The sequence below is a fragment of the Paenibacillus sp. YAF4_2 genome (assembly GCF_052113225.1).
Lineage (GTDB): Bacteria > Bacillota > Bacilli > Paenibacillales > Paenibacillaceae > Pristimantibacillus.
The window spans coordinates 1-15,552 of record NZ_JBFRCT010000010.1 but is presented as its reverse complement, the minus strand read 5'-3'; the positions used below and the strand labels follow the sequence as shown (position 1 = coordinate 15,552).

The 15,552-nt window shown below is 45.7% G+C and carries 14 protein-coding genes; 8 read left to right on the top strand and 6 right to left on the bottom strand.

The annotated features are described in order from the left end of the window. Window positions 1–3: 3 nt before the first annotated feature. The 5 genes from mnmE to rpmH all read right to left on the bottom strand — a co-directional run bounded on the left by mnmE (window position 4) and on the right by rpmH (window position 3,589). Window positions 4–1,383 (bottom strand): tRNA uridine-5-carboxymethylaminomethyl(34) synthesis GTPase MnmE, encoded by a 1,380-nt coding sequence (gene mnmE, locus AB4Y93_RS21790; protein WP_441895028.1) that lies wholly within the window; start codon window positions 1,381–1,383, stop codon window positions 4–6. An 82-nt stretch (window positions 1,384–1,465) separates the two neighbouring features. Further along, window positions 1,466–2,098, bottom strand: a complete 633-nt coding sequence (gene jag, locus AB4Y93_RS21785; RefSeq protein WP_441895026.1) for an RNA-binding cell elongation regulator Jag/EloR — start codon at window positions 2,096–2,098, stop codon at window positions 1,466–1,468. Continuing rightward, window positions 2,095–2,820 (bottom strand): YidC/Oxa1 family membrane protein insertase, encoded by a 726-nt coding sequence (locus AB4Y93_RS21780; RefSeq protein WP_167281672.1) that lies wholly within the window; start codon window positions 2,818–2,820, stop codon window positions 2,095–2,097. Before AB4Y93_RS21780 ends, jag begins: the two co-directional genes overlap by 4 nt. A 153-nt stretch (window positions 2,821–2,973) precedes the next feature. Next, entirely contained in the window at window positions 2,974–3,327 is a 354-nt protein-coding gene (gene rnpA, locus AB4Y93_RS21775; RefSeq protein WP_441895024.1) for a ribonuclease P protein component, read from the bottom strand. 127 nt (window positions 3,328–3,454) lie between these two features. Further along, a complete protein-coding gene (gene rpmH / locus AB4Y93_RS21770; RefSeq protein ID WP_068681599.1) occupies window positions 3,455–3,589 on the bottom strand; it encodes a 50S ribosomal protein L34 in 135 nt (44 codons plus the stop codon). A 565-nt stretch (window positions 3,590–4,154) separates the two neighbouring features. Between rpmH and dnaA the strand changes: the two genes are divergently transcribed. From dnaA to gyrB, 6 genes are all read left to right on the top strand, one after another. Beyond that, window positions 4,155–5,507: a chromosomal replication initiator protein DnaA gene (dnaA, locus tag AB4Y93_RS21765; RefSeq protein ID WP_167281220.1), complete on the top strand. Its 1,353-nt coding sequence runs from the start codon at window positions 4,155–4,157 to the stop codon at window positions 5,505–5,507. Window positions 5,508–5,755: 248 nt separating this feature from the next. Next, entirely contained in the window at window positions 5,756–6,898 is a 1,143-nt protein-coding gene (dnaN, locus tag AB4Y93_RS21760) for a DNA polymerase III subunit beta (protein ID WP_441895022.1), read from the top strand. 41 nt (window positions 6,899–6,939) lie between these two features. Next, complete coding sequence (yaaA, locus tag AB4Y93_RS21755) at window positions 6,940–7,155, top strand: S4 domain-containing protein YaaA (RefSeq protein WP_167281218.1); 216 nt, start codon at window positions 6,940–6,942, stop codon at window positions 7,153–7,155. Between the two features lie 30 nt (window positions 7,156–7,185). Beyond that, the gene (recF, locus tag AB4Y93_RS21750) at window positions 7,186–8,295 is read left to right on the top strand and encodes a DNA replication/repair protein RecF (RefSeq protein ID WP_167281217.1); all 1,110 of its coding nucleotides are present in this window, start codon (window positions 7,186–7,188) and stop codon (window positions 8,293–8,295) included. Between the two features lie 30 nt (window positions 8,296–8,325). After that, window positions 8,326–8,577 (top strand): extracellular matrix regulator RemB, encoded by a 252-nt coding sequence (remB, locus tag AB4Y93_RS21745; RefSeq protein WP_012772007.1) that lies wholly within the window; start codon window positions 8,326–8,328, stop codon window positions 8,575–8,577. 41 nt (window positions 8,578–8,618) lie between these two features. After that, window positions 8,619–10,526, top strand: a complete 1,908-nt coding sequence (gyrB, locus tag AB4Y93_RS21740; protein ID WP_441895020.1) for a DNA topoisomerase (ATP-hydrolyzing) subunit B — start codon at window positions 8,619–8,621, stop codon at window positions 10,524–10,526. Between the two features lie 35 nt (window positions 10,527–10,561). Here gyrB and AB4Y93_RS21735 read toward each other — a convergent pair whose 3' ends face one another. Then, a complete protein-coding gene (locus tag AB4Y93_RS21735; RefSeq protein ID WP_441895018.1) occupies window positions 10,562–11,323 on the bottom strand; it encodes a YheC/YheD family protein in 762 nt (253 codons plus the stop codon). A gap of 294 nt (window positions 11,324–11,617) precedes the next feature. Here AB4Y93_RS21735 and gyrA point away from each other — a divergent pair, with 294 nt between their 5' ends. Further along, window positions 11,618–14,125: a DNA gyrase subunit A gene (gene gyrA / locus AB4Y93_RS21730; RefSeq protein WP_441895017.1), complete on the top strand. Its 2,508-nt coding sequence runs from the start codon at window positions 11,618–11,620 to the stop codon at window positions 14,123–14,125. Between the two features lie 43 nt (window positions 14,126–14,168). After that, on the top strand, window positions 14,169–15,236 hold the full coding sequence (locus AB4Y93_RS21725) for an HD-GYP domain-containing protein (RefSeq protein ID WP_441895015.1): 1,068 nt from the start codon (window positions 14,169–14,171) through the stop codon (window positions 15,234–15,236). Window positions 15,237–15,552 lie beyond the last annotated feature (316 nt).

Sequence of the window (15,552 nt, the reverse complement as noted above, 5' to 3'; positions counted from 1 at the left end):
ACTTTACTTCCCTAAACAGAACTGCGAAAAAATTTGATCTATTAATGAATCGCCAACCTCATCGCCCAAAATCTCACCAAGCGATTCCCACGCATCACGCACATCGATCTGAATCAGATCGATTGGAATGCCAACATTCGACGCTTCTATTGCATCAAGCAGTGATTGCTGTGCCCGCTTCAGCAGAGAAATATGCCGAACATTGCTGACATATGTCAAATCTCCTGAATCAAGCTGCCCTTCGAAAAATAACTTACTGATCGCTTTCTCCAATTGATCGAGTCCTTCTTCTTCAAGAACCGACATACGTACGATTCTTTCCTCACTAACAAGCTCTTCAATCTCAGACATATCCAGCTTTGAATCCAAATCCGATTTATTAATAACGAGAATAAGCTGGCGATCCTTCACCTTTTCAAGCAGCGCCCGGTCATCCTCATGCAAGCTTTCATTGTTATTAAGTACAAACAAGATTAGATCCGCTTCTTCAAGCGCGTTATGCGACCGTTCCACACCAATTTTCTCAACAATATCACTTGTTTCGCGGATACCCGCCGTATCAAGCAGCCTGAGCGGAATATGATTCAAGGTGACATACTCCTCAATGACATCTCGGGTTGTACCAGGAATATCTGTTACAATCGCTTTATTTTCTTGCGCCAGCATATTAAGCAGTGAAGACTTCCCTACATTCGGGCGTCCGACAATTGCCGTCATAATACCCTCACGTAATATCTTTCCTTCGTTCGCCGTTTTTAACAGCTTGGCAATCTCCTCAAGTGCAGATCCGCTCTGTTCACGAATGTACGCACTTGTCAGATCCTCAACATCATGTTCAGGGTAGTCGATATTTACTTCGATGTGTGCGAGCAGCTCAATCACCGTCTGACGGAGTGCTTTAATCCGCTTCGACAATGTTCCTTCTGCCTGTTTGCGAGCTACCGAGAACGCACGATCCGACTTCGAACGAATCAGGTCGATAACCGCTTCGGCCTGCATCAAATCAATCCGACCATTTAGAAATGCCCTCTTGGTAAACTCGCCTGGCTCCGCAATTCTGAAACCATCCTGCAGCAGTACCTGATCAAGAACCTTCTTAACAGCAACCACGCCGCCATGGGCATTAATCTCAACAACATCCTCCGCTGTGAATGAGCGTGGTCCACGCATCACCGTAACGATAACTTCCTCAACTTGCTCCCCAGTCCTGGGATCTATAATATGACCGTAATGAACAGTATGCGTTGCCACATCCGTTAGATCGGTCCGTGAACGAAAAATCCGGGCAGTCCCTTCAATTGCATCGGGACCACTGACGCGAATAATCGCAATGCCGCCTTCTCCAACTGCCGTTGAAATCGCCGCAATAGTATCGTGCACCATAGCTGTCAGCACCTCTCAAATGGAAAAACAGCAATGACCACGGGAGCCATTGCTGCGAATTCATAAATCTATAGATCTAACCTTACATCTGCTTTTCCTTCAAAGCAATAACAACGCGCCGATTCGGCTCGTCGCCTTTGCTATAAGTTTTCACCCTTGGGTGATTCTGAAGCTGGGAATGAATCACTTTGCGTTCATGCGACGACATCGGCTCCAGCACAACCTCTTTCTTTGTGCGTATAACCCTGCCGGCAAGGCGTTCCGATAATTCCTCCAGCGTCTTGCGGCGACGCTCGCGAAAATCTTCTGCATCAAGTACGATCCGAAGATGGCTGTCCGAGTATCGATTTGCCACTATGTTAACCAAATACTGCAGCGCGTCAAGTGTTTGTCCGCGCCGGCCAATCAGCATGCCGATGTCCCCACCGCCCGATACGGACAGATAAGTTGCATCTCTCGTTTGTTTCCGCTCGATGGCAACAGTTAAACCCATTGCCTCTGCCACATCACGAAGAAATTGCTCTGCTTCAATTGTTGGATCCGGGATGAGCTCCAGCTCAACCTTTGCTGCTTTTACGCCAATGAGTCCGAACAACCCTTTGGAAGGCTGCTCCATTACAAGCACTTTGACGCGATCCTTGGTTACATTTAATTGTGTCAAACCGCTCTGTACAGCATCATCAATCGTTTTCCCTGATGCTAGAATTTTCTTCATTTCGCGAGGGCCTCCTTACCCTTGTTGGATGAACGAACGTACAGGAAGTAGTTTTGAACTATCGTGTAAATATTACTGAAAATCCAGTACAAAGGAAGAGCCGACGGGAAGTTCAGCGCCATAACGAAGATCAGGACTGGGAAGATCATAAGCATCGCACCCATACCTGGCATCGCTTGTGTTTGCTGCTTCTGCATCATCTTCGATTGAACGAATGTAGTTGCTGCTGCAATTAGCGGCAGGAAGTACCATGGTCCCGGCTCACCAAGCTGCAATCCGAGGAATTCATGCGTACGAACCTCAGGATTTCGGTAAATCGAGTTATAAAGTGCCATAAACACAGGCATTTGTACGATAAGCGGCAAGCATCCAGCCATTGGATTGACTTTGTTTGCTTGGAACAGCTTCATCGTTTCTTCCTGCTGTTTCTGCGGGTTGTCTTTATGTTTCTTCTTGATTTCGGCCATTTGCGGCTGAATCGCCTGCATCGCCTTCGAGCTGCGATACTGCTTCAGTGTTAACGGCAAAATTGCTGTTCTTACAATAACCGTAATGAGCAGGATTGCTAGTCCATATGAACCGTGGAACCAGTCAGCAAATGTATCCAGCGTCAGGGAAAAATAATAAACTACGTTTTTCTCCCAGAAGTTGCCGTGCTGTAAATCTGCTGTACTCGTCGTGTTATTGATCTGCTGACCGCATCCGGAGAGCAATGCTACCATCAGCACCAGACCCAGTACGAGCAGCCACTTGCGGTTTTTTCTTAAAACCAACGTGAAATCTCCTCTCTGAACACTCCAAACTAAGCATTATTGTCTAAACTATACCATAAATAATAGGACAAAGAAACAAGTTGGAAATGCTGTCCACTTTTGCTAAAAACGAGCTTCTTTCTTCAGCAAAGCAGCCTTCCTAAGTACGTGCATAATGCTCTTCTCCAGCTGCTTCGTCTCCATCTCAACCGCAGGTTTTCTTACTATTAATATAAAATCAATGTTCGGGACGATTTTCGCTCCGTTCAAACGGATAATTTCCTTAATAACGCGTCTCATCCGATTACGCACAACAGCATTGCCGATTTTCTTACTGGCAGATACGCCTAACCGGAATGGTTCCGCAACTGGCTGCCTCGACCAATAGACGACAAACTGCCCATTCGCAAATGATTTGCCATAACGATAGATCCGATTGAAGTCAGCGCGGTTACGCAGACGCAGTTTTCTTTGCACGACCAGGTTCACCGTTCTTTCTTCATTTAATAAACCTCTATGTATGATTTACCCCGCGAAACCGATCCTTTACCTATCAGTATCGCCCGCAGGGCAAAAAAAAAGACCACCCGACGTGGTCTTTTGCTTATGCGCTAAGAACTTTTCTGCCTTTTTGACGACGCGCTGCCAAAACTTTACGTCCGTTTTTCGAGCTCATCCGTTTGCGGAAGCCATGTACTTTTGCTCGTTTGCTTACATTCGGTTTAAATGTAGGTCTCATCTGAACTGCACCTCCCGTATATCAAATACTGAAACAGTATCGCATATTATCGATCTGCTTATTCTTTGTAAACAACTGTTTTTTTGAAACACGCTTTTTTTATTAAACCATGCTGGCCCCGAAAAGTCAATTAAAAACGAGCTCACCCAAATATTGTGGATAAATGAATGGAATACAGTACTTTGTCGGAAAACTAATAACATGTGCATAATTTTTCGGGACTTTGCACGAACTTTGTCGAAATGGTAACAAGATATTAACAATATGTAGTGGTGTCTATAACTTTTATGCACAAGCTATAGAATTTGTGGATAAAATCTCACAATTCGTTGAAATACAAGGGATCTTTTGCTATGATTATTATGTTTTCGGTGTGTATACCTCATCGATCAGCTACTCTTATCAACAACCTGTGGATAACATTGTGAACAAACTCATCCCCTATTTATAACTCATGTTCCCTTTATTCTTCATATTGTGGATGTATTCGTAATAAACACCATTCATTCGACATGATTTGGCTTAATTGCGCCGTTTTGGCGATTTTTGATAAGGAGTGACGTCTGTGGACAGCCATACCTATGATTTATGGCAGCAAGTGTTGTCAATCATTCAGACGAAACTAAGCAAACCCAGTTTCGATACCTGGTTTAAAGCGACCAAGGCTTCCTTCGTGAATGATTCTTTGCTGGAAGTGACGGCGCCGACAACATTTGCGGCTGAATGGCTGGAAGGCCGATATACCAAATTAATTCGTAATACCTTGTTTGAGTTTCTCGGCAGACAGGTCGATGTCCGATTTTCAATTGAAGAGGCCAAAACAGCCGAGCCCGTGCCCGCTGTGCAGCCAAGATCAGTCGAAGCACCAATCGTTCATGAAGAGACATTCAATCATATGCTCAACCCGAAATATACATTTGATACCTTCGTCATCGGCGCAAATAACCGGTTTGCTCATGCTGCTTCGCTAGCTGTTGCAGAAGCACCGGCTAAAGCGTACAATCCGCTCTTTTTATATGGCGGTGTAGGTCTTGGCAAGACGCATTTAATGCATGCGATTGGCCACTACATTATGGATCACAATCCAAGCACGAAGATTATGTATATCTCATCTGAGAAGTTTACGAACGAGTTCATTAATGCAATCCGCGATAACCGTGGCGAGAGCTTCCGGAACAAATATCGCAATATTGACGTGCTTCTCATTGACGATATTCAGTTTTTGGCGGGTAAGGATGGGACGCAAGAGGAGTTCTTCCATACCTTTAATGCGCTGCATGAAGAGCGGAAGCAAATCGTGATTTCCAGTGACCGTACGCCAAAGGAGATCCCGACTTTAGAGGAAAGGCTGCGTTCACGGTTTGAGTGGGGATTGATTACGGACATTCAAGCGCCAGATTTGGAGACGAGGATCGCCATTTTGCGTAAAAAGGCGAAAGCGGAGAACCTTGATATTCCCAATGAAGCTATGGTCTACATTGCTAACCAGATTGATACGAATATTCGTGAGCTGGAAGGCGCTTTAATCCGTGTAGTTGCTTATTCTTCGCTTATTAATCAGGATATTACATCCCATCTGGCAGCTGAGGCATTAAAGGATATTATTCCTTCCAGCCGTCCGAAGATGATCACCATGAACGATATTCAGCAGAAGGTTGGCGAATTCTACGGTTTGCGTCTTGAGGAATTCAAAGCGCGTAAACGGACCAAAGCTGTCGCTTATCCTCGTCAAATTGCGATGTATCTTTCCCGTGAGCTCACTGATTATTCGCTTCCGAAGATCGGTGAAGCATTTGGCGGCCGTGATCATACTACCGTCATCCATGCGCACGAGAAAATATCGCAGCAGCTAAAGGTAGATCAGGACTTGTACAAGATTTTGCAAAACCTGACCGAAAAGATCAAAAATCACACGTAAAAGTTATTCACTTCTATATGAACAACCAAGCAAGCCTATGCACAAGCTATACACATGTGGATAGGCTTGCTTTATCCGTGTTTTAGACGGTTATCCACATATTCAGGCCGCCTACTACTACGACTACTAATATTTTTAAAAAAAACATCATCAAAATAGGGCGAAAACGCCCATTACGGCTCCGCCGATTTTTAAACCCATTTTTAAACCACAAAACATCGATCCGAAACGGACTTAGGAGTGAAACCATGAAACTTTCGATTTCCAAACATGAACTGAACGAAGCCATCCAACAGGTTGCAAAAGCGGCTTCTTCCCGTCCGACAATCCCTATTCTCGGCGGCATCAAGATTGAAGTTACCCATCAAGGGGTTACCTTAACGGCTAGTGATACCGATATATCTATTCAAAGCTTTATCCCTGTAGAACGAGATAATCTCGTTATTGCACATGTGGATAAACCAGGTAATGTCGTTCTCCCCGCCAAATTCTTTGTCGAGATAGTTAAGAAACTTCCTTCTGACAATGTTGAAATTGAAGTAGGTGCTCATTTCCAAACCCTTATTCGTTCCGGTTCAACAGATATCCAGATGGTAGGCCTGGACCCTGAGGAATTCCCGGTTCTGCCTTCCATTGAGCAAAATGAGCTGTTCCAAATGCCTGGTGATCTGCTAAAGGCGATGATTCGTCAGACTGTACTTGCAGCATCCGTGAATGAGCAAACACCAATTCTGACCGGTGTACTCTGGAGCCTTCAAGATAAACAGCTGAAATTTGTGGCGACCGACCGCCACCGCTTGGCAAGCCGTGTCGCTCAAGCTGAGACAGCCATGGAGTACCGGTTTAATAATGTCGTTATTGCTGCCAAAACATTAGTGGAGCTGTCGAAGCTGGTTCCGGATCAGCACGGCCTCGTTGATATTGTGGTTGCGGACAACCAGGTATTATTCAAGATCGGCAACGTCCTCTTCTATACACGCATATTAGACGGGACTTATCCGGATACATCTAAAATTATTCCGAGCATGTTCAAAACAGAACTTGTACTCGATACAAAAAATTTGACGGATGCAATTGACCGCGCGTACCTAATGTCGAGAGAAGAGAAGACCAACATCGTTCGACTCACGACGCTTGATAATGGGGTCATAGAGATTTCATCCAGCTCCACTGAAGTGGGCCGCGTAACGGAGCAGCTTGATGCAAAAAAATTCGATGGTGAGCCGCTGCGGATCGCCTTCAACTCCAAATATATGCTTGATGTGCTTAAAGTCATTGACAGCGAGCAGATTTTTATCGGCTTTACCGGGGCGATGAGCCCAATTGTTATTCGTCCGACGGATCATTCATACAACACGTATGTCATCCTGCCTTATCGAACAACGAATTAAGGCTGCATGGGTAAGATAAGGTGAAAGGAAGGGAACTTGCGATGAAGGAAGTTGCTATTCGTACGGAATATATTACGCTTGGACAGTTTTTAAAGCTGGCGGATTGTATATCCACAGGTGGACACGCGAAATTTTTCTTGCAGGAAAACGAGGTTCATATAAACGGAGATGTGGATAACCGTCGTGGCAGAAAACTGTACGTCGGTGACCGTGTTGAAGTAGAGGGCTGCGGCGTCTTTACGGTAACCGGGGCTTAAGCCCATACCAGGCCGGGAGGACAAATAAACGTGTTTTTAAATAGCATTCAATTGCACAATTATCGCAATTACAAAGAACTTGAGCTTAAGACAGATAATCAAGTGAATTTGTTTGTCGGGCCAAATGCGCAGGGTAAGACAAATTTGCTTGAGGCGATCTTCGCCCTCGCCCTAACCAAATCACACCGTACATCCAAGGATAAAGAGCTGATCGGCTGGGAAGCCGATTCCGCTCGGATCCACGGTGAGGTGGAGAAGCGGTACGGGATGGTTAAACTCGACTTGATGTATTCGACGCAAGGGAAAAAAGCAAAGATCAACGGTTTAGAGCAGCGTAAGCTGAGTGATTTTATTGGATCGCTTAACGTCGTCATGTTCGCACCAGAAGATCTTGAGATTGTAAAAGGAACGCCGGGCATACGAAGACGGTTTCTCGATATGGAAATCGGACAAGTACAGCCCGGTTATTTGCATACGTTGACGCAGTACACAAAAGTGCTGGCACAGCGGAACAATTTTCTAAAGACCACCACTCCCGGCAGCTCGCAGCTGGCTATGCTTGATATATGGAACATGCAGCTTGCTGAGCATGGTGTTAAAATTATGAAAAAAAGGAAACACTTTATACATAAATTACAACGGTGGGCGGAGCAGATCCATTCCGGTATAACGGCGGGTGGCGAGCACCTCACCATTGAGTACCGTCCATCCTTTGACGGCGGCGCCTCCGAAGATGAAACTGTTTTATTTGAGCAATTTATGTTAAAGTTATCACAGGTGAAGGATCAGGAGATTCGCAGAGGAATGTCTCTTGTTGGACCGCATCGCGACGACATGGCGTTCTTTATCAATGGCAAGGAAGCGGCCGTATACGGCTCGCAGGGTCAGCAGCGCACAACGGCGCTGTCGCTTAAGCTTGCCGAAATTGAGTTAATCTGCGAGGAGATTGGGGAATACCCGTTATTACTGCTTGATGATGTGTTGTCTGAGCTCGACCAGAATCGTCAGACACAGCTTATCGAGACATTTCAAAGCAAAGTTCAGACGTTTATTACAACGACCGGACTCGAGAGCGTAAATGTGAGCAAGCTCCAAGACGCCGGTATCTACGATGTGCGGGAAGGCCGAGTGACGCGCTGATCACCAGCGTATATACGGGAGGCGGAGGACATGTATATCCATTTGGGCGGCGAGAAAATTATTCGGGCTGCTGAGTTGGTAGCCATTTTTGATATATCGATAGAGCAATCCTCCAAGCTATCCAAGCAGTTTGTAGCAGGAGCCCGCAAGCGCAAGGATGTAGAGACAATTGGTGAGGAAGAGCCCAAATCGATTGTTGTGACCAAGCAGAAAATCTATTATTCGCCGATTTCATCCTCTACTTTGAAGAAACGGGCCCATCATTTTGCGGCGAACGGCTAGAAGCAGCCAAGGCGAACAGGTATGAGAGGAGCAGTGAGCAGTTGAATCAGCAAAATACGTACGATGAGAGTCAGATACAGGTCCTCGAAGGTTTGGAAGCAGTTCGCAAGCGTCCAGGGATGTATATCGGTTCTACTAGCGGGAAAGGCCTTCACCATCTCGTATGGGAGGTTGTCGATAATAGTATCGATGAGGCGCTGGCAGGTTACTGTACGAAGATTCAAGTCATCGTCCACGAGGATAACAGCATTACCGTAATTGACAACGGTCGTGGTATCCCTGTCGGGGAGAACGCAAAGCTTAAGAAATCAACCCTTGAAGTCGTTATGACTGTCTTGCACGCAGGCGGTAAATTCGGCGGCGAGGGCTATAAAGTATCAGGCGGATTGCACGGGGTAGGTGTATCCGTCGTTAATGCGTTGTCAGAACATGTAACGGTTACAGTTAAGCTCCATGGTAACGTCTACCAACAAGAATACCGCCGTGGTGCACCGCAGTATGACGTCAAGATTATCGGGGAATCGGACGAGACCGGTACGACGGTTAGATTCAAGCCGGACCCTGAGATTTTTACCGATACCACTGTTTACGAATATGAGACGCTCCAATCGCGGATCCGCGAGCTTGCGTTTTTGAATAAAGGCCTTGAGATCGAATTGATGGATGAGCGTACTGGCGCTTCGAATACGTTTAAATACGATGGCGGTATTATCGAGTTCGTGAGACACTTGAACCGCAACAAAGAAGTTATGCACGAAGATCCGATTTATGTTGAAGGTTCGAAAGATCATATTCAGGTCGAAGTGTCTTTGCAATATAATGACGGCTACACGGAGAATATTCATTCCTTCGCGAATAATATCAATACACATGAGGGCGGTACACATGAATCCGGCTTTAAGAGTGCGTTGACGCGGATTATCAATGATTACGCCCGCAAGACGAACTTGATTAAAGATAATGACTCCAATTTCTCCGGCGATGATGTGCGTGAAGGTCTAACAGCGATCATTTCTGTGAAGATCCCAGAGCCGCAGTTTGAGGGACAAACAAAAACGAAGCTCGGCAACAGCGAAGTGCGCGGTATTGTCGAATCGTTCTTTGCTGAGAAGCTGCAGGAGTTCCTGGATGAGAATCCGTCGGTCTCCCGTAAAATCGTGGAGAAGGGCCTGCAAGCGGCTAGAGCCCGTGAAGCAGCACGTAAAGCACGCGAACTTACAAGACGTAAGAGCGCGCTAGAAGTAAGCTCATTGCCAGGTAAACTGGCTGACTGCTCTTCGAAGGATGCCTCAATCAGTGAGTTGTACATTGTCGAAGGCGACTCGGCGGGTGGATCAGCGAAACAAGGCCGTGACCGTCACTTCCAGGCTATTTTACCGCTTCGTGGTAAAATTCTGAACGTGGAACGGGCAAGGCTCGATCGTATTCTTGGTAATGCTGAGATTCGCGCGATCATTACGGCGCTTGGTACTGGAATTGGTGACGACTTCGATTTGGCAAAGGCACGTTACCACAAAGTCATTATTATGACGGATGCCGACGTTGACGGTGCCCATATTCGGACACTGATGCTGACGTTCTTCTTCCGTTACATGCGGAAGATTCTTGAGGCGGGCTATATCTATATTGCACAACCGCCGCTGTTTAAGATCGAACGTAACAAAGTGATTCGCTACGCACAATCCGAGAAGGAACGCGATGATATTATCGCTGAGTTCGGAGAAGGCGTGAAAGTGAATGTACAACGTTATAAAGGTCTTGGCGAGATGAATGCAACGCAGTTGTGGGAGACAACGATGGATCCGGAAAGCAGAACAATGCTCCAGGTATCTATCGAAGACGCCATTGAAGCGGACACTATTTTCGATACGCTGATGGGCGATAACGTAGAACCACGCCGTGATTTCATTCATCAGTTTGCGAAAGACGTTAAGAACTTGGATATCTAGTACAATAATATAAAGATAGCCGTCCTTATGGGCGGCTATTTCTTTTTATATCGCCCGTAAGATACCGCATACCGATAAATTTTACGGAATATGGTTTTATCTTCGAGCTTGCGGAATATAAAGGCGTCAGGCTTGGTGTTAACCTCAAGGATCCAAGGGCGCATCTGCTGGTCAATGGCAATGTCAATGCCGAGTTCCTTGATGCCCGGATAATGCTTTTCCAGCTCCTTGGCGATATCAAGACTGATCTGTTTAAGACGGATGGCGTACACCATTTTTTGCGTAGGAGATTGATGAGTAGACATTAGACGGTCAAAGGACATCGGAGTTCCGCCATTATGATAGTTGGTAACGACTTTAGCAGGATGAGCAAGCCGGCCGATAATACCGGTAGCCTCCCAATGGTTGTTATCATTACGTTGTATCATGACACGGATATCGAAGCGTCGTTTTTTATGGCGAAGCAGATCGATCCCCCGTTGGACCAGATATCGTCTGCCATTAATTTTTTTAACCAAGCTTTGGTACAGCAGCTCGAAGGTAGGAAAAGTTCTAATGGTGGTATTTAATTGATATTTGTAGCCTTTACTTGCCGACTTCAGTTTTTCTACACGCATGACTCCCTTGCCGAAGGTTCCGTTCACTGGTTTAACGTATACCATGCCGTATTCAGTTAACATCAGCATAAGATTCTCATGGCCAAAGAGCTTGGTCGCAGGAATGTATTCACGGAGAGCCGATGAATGTAGAAGGACATTTGTTTTCTCCCACTTGCTGTATACATACTGGATAGACAAAGTGGTTGCTCCTTTCCGGATGGACCCTGTCAGAATGATGGATGAATGCACAATCAAGAAGAAGACAGAGATTGGAATGAGTGGTATAATGTAATTTGGGTCTGTTTATTTTATGGCGGCACTGGAACGAAAGAAAACGGTTATTTGCCTATTTTTTTCGTTTTTTGTAGGCAATTTTTCTGTTTTATCGTTGAAACGTAGAAAAGGTGTTTAGCCGCGCCTTTTTTGTGAAAGTAATATAATGGTTATCATGAAGATGAGTTAGGCAGATCAATGACGTCAGGGAGGTAAAACATGGCGGAAGAACAACAGCATTCGCAAATTAAAGACCGTGACATCGGTATAGAAATGCGCGATTCTTTTATGGACTATGCGATGAGTATTATCGTGAGCCGCGCACTGCCCGATGTAAGGGACGGTCTTAAACCGGTGCATCGTCGTATTTTATATGCAATGTCGGAGCTGGGCATGTCCTCGGACAAGCCGTATAAGAAGTCTGCGAGGATCGTAGGTGAAGTTATCGGCAAGTATCATCCGCACGGCGACTCGTCGGTATATGAAGCGATGGTACGGATGGCACAAGATTTCTCGATGCGATACATGCTTATTGATGGGCATGGCAACTTCGGCTCAGTTGACGGAGATATGGCGGCGGCGATGCGGTATACCGAAGCGCGTTTGTCCAAGATCGCCATGGAAATGCTTCGCGATTTAAATAAAGATACAGTTAATTTTGTTCCGAACTATGACGGTGAGGAGAAAGAGCCGGCGGTTCTGCCGTCACGATTCCCGAACCTGCTCGTAAACGGGGTAACAGGTATTGCTGTAGGTATGGCAACAAACATTCCCCCGCATAACTTGAACGAAGTAATCGACGGCATCCAAGCGCTGATTCAAAATCCGGAAATAACGCCGCTTGAGCTGATTGATTATGTAAAAGGTCCTGACTTCCCGACAGCGGGTATTGTGATGGGACTTAGCGGGATTCGTAATGCCTATTTGACTGGTCGTGGCACTGTCACGATGAGAGCTCGGGCTAACATTGAAGAGAATGGTAATAAAGCTCGTATTATTGTCTATGAGCTGCCTTACCAAGTGAATAAAGCGCGTCTGGTTGAGAAGATTGCTGAACTCGTTCGTGAGAAAAAAATCGAGGGCATCACAGACCTTCGTGATGAATCCGATCGTAACGGCATGCGGATCGTCATTGAGCTTCGCCGTGACGTGACGCCAAGCGTTGTACTGAACAATCTATATAAGCAGACGCAAATGCAATCGAACTTCGGTATTAACATGCTAGCACTTGTTAATGGTGAGCCGAAGACGTTGAACTTGCGGGAAATGCTCTATTACTACCTGCAGCATCAGATCGAAGTAATTCGTCGTCGTACAGAGTATGACCTGAAGAAAGCAGAAGCTAGAGCTCATATCCTCGAAGGCTTGCGTATTGCTCTTGATCATCTGGATGAAGTCATTGCGCTTATCCGGGCATCACAAACGGCGGATATTGCCCGTGAAGGCTTGATTGAGCGTTTTGCTCTAAGCTATGAGCAAGCACAAGCTATTCTCGATATGCGTCTACAAAGGCTGACTGGTCTCGAACGCGACAAGATTGAAGCTGAGTATGAGGAACTGATGAAGAAGATCGCTGAATACAAAGCGATTCTTGCTGATGAGCAGCTTGTGCTCAACATCATTAGTGAAGAGCTTAATGAGATCAAAGAGCGTTTCGGTGACGAGCGTCGCACAGAGATTACGGTAAGCGATGAAGAGATCCTTGATGAGGATTTAATCCCGCGTGAGGATGTTATCATCTCTATTACGCATACCGGTTATATCAAACGTCTTCCGGTATCGACTTACCGCAGTCAGAAGCGCGGCGGTAAAGGCGTAGTGGGCATGGATACGAAGGAGCATGACTTTGTCGAGCATCTATTTGTATCGAATACTCATCATTACCTCCTGTTCTTCTCGAATAAGGGCAAGGTATACCGTTTGAAAGCCTACGAGATTCCAGATCTTAGCCGGACAGCTAGAGGGACGCCGATCATTAACCTGATTCAGATTGAGCAAGGTGAGACGATCAACGCGGTTATTCCTGTAGAAGGCTTCGATTCAGAACAATACCTGTTCTTTGCTACACGACAAGGTATTGTGAAAAAGACTCCGCTTGACGATTATATAAATATTCGTAAAGTCGGGCTTATCGCGATTTCGATTCGTGAGGATGACGAACTTATCGGTGTGAAGCTGACAGATGGCAACCAAGAGATCGTAATGGGTACAGCGCAAGGGATGTCCATTCGCTTCTCCGAGCAGGATGTACGGTCAATGGGCCGATCTGCAACTGGCGTAAAAGGCATTCAGTTGGATGATGAAGATGTGGTTATCGACATGGACGTTGTTGTTCCGGATAATGACGTTCTTATCGTTACAGCAAAAGGTTACGGCAAACGGACACCGATGAGCGAATACCGGATTCAGAATCGTGGCGGTAAAGGGATTAAGACCCTTAACGTTACGGATAAGAACGGACCGATTGTTAGCTTGAAAGTTGTTCTAAATGATGAGGACCTGATGATTATGACCGCCCTAGGCACATTGATTCGGATGAGCATGGAAGGCATCTCGACGATGGGCCGTAATACGCAAGGCGTGAAATTGATCAATACACGTGAAGACGACACGGTATCTACGGTAACCCGTGTAGCTCGCAACGAAGATAGCGATGATTCCCTTGAAGAAGGCGAAGAATTCGAAGAAGGAACGGCGGAAGCTGGTTCCGAACCCACAGAAGAGTAATAAGTGAACGCATAAGATAGGCATACATCGGGAGGGGACCGTTGTGGCAACAGTGGCTTTATCACAAGTGAAATTAGGCGACAAAATCAGCGATGATGTCCTCACCCCGCTTGGCGGAGTGCTGCTCCAGAAGGGGAAAGTAGTTACCCCTAGGGAGTTAGACATTATGCGTGCATTTCTGGTTCCACAAGTAAAGATTGAAATGCCGGCTAATCAGGCAGAAAAAGTGCAGGAGAATGTCAAACAGGAACCGGTTGTTCCTAGCTTGTCTGCAACGCCGCTGCATGATGAATATGATCAAATGATTGTTCTGCTGAAGCGGGTTATCAATGAGATCAGATCAGGACAACCGATTCCCGTTATGGATATGAGGACACAGCTCGAGAAGATGCTGCAGCACGAGAATATGTATCAGGTACTTACTTTCACACCAAGACACTTTATAGAACGTGAATACTTGCTGCATAACAGTGTATTGGTTTCTCTGACCTCCTATCGCATTGCCCAGTGGTGTGGTCTTCCTCGAAAGGATTGGATACCCATAGCTCTGGCCGGTTTGCTGCACGATATAGGGAACGTGAAGATTGATCAGGCTATTCTGGCCAAGCCTTCAACCCTAACAACAGCGGAGAATGAGGAAATGAAGCGTCACACAGTTCTTGGTTACCAGCTGCTGAAAAATATCGCCTCTTTAAACGAAGGGGTGAAATTATCGGCGCTTCAGCATCATGAGCGAATAGACGGCAGCGGTTATCCGTTAGCAATCGATTCGACCAAGATTCATCCTTACGCCAAAATTGTAGCCATTGCTGATATCTATCATGCGATGACCCTTAATCGTTATTACCGTAAGGCAGCTTCTCCATATTTCGTTTTAGAACAGATTCAGAGCGATGCCTTCGGGAAGCTGGAGCCTGGATATGTAAGGGTGTTTGTTGAAAAAGTAACGCAGTTCCATAACGGGAATATCGTGAAGCTTAGCGATGATCGTGTAGGAGAGATTGTGTTTACGGATTCTATTCATCCGACAAGACCGTGGGTATCCATTAATGGCACAATCATTAACCTTACGGTAGATAGACATCTGCATATAAAAGAAGTAATGGGATAAAATAAAAGATATCGTCCTTATTTAGGGCGATATCTTTTATTGTTTTTAATGATTTAATGCGTAATTTTGAGATGTAAATGATAATAATTATGTTTTAGCAAATTAGTTTAAAAAAGTACTTGCAATCCAATAGGCGCACATGATATATTATCTAAGTCGCCGCTGAAACAAACGGTCGACAAACGAAAGAAAATTGTTCTTTGAAAACTGAACAACGAGCAAAACTGCCCCGTTAGAAATAACGGAAAAAGCGATGTATTGATCTCTATCGAAGTAACTCAGTGATGAGCGACCGCGATTAGAGGTTGATCAAAAC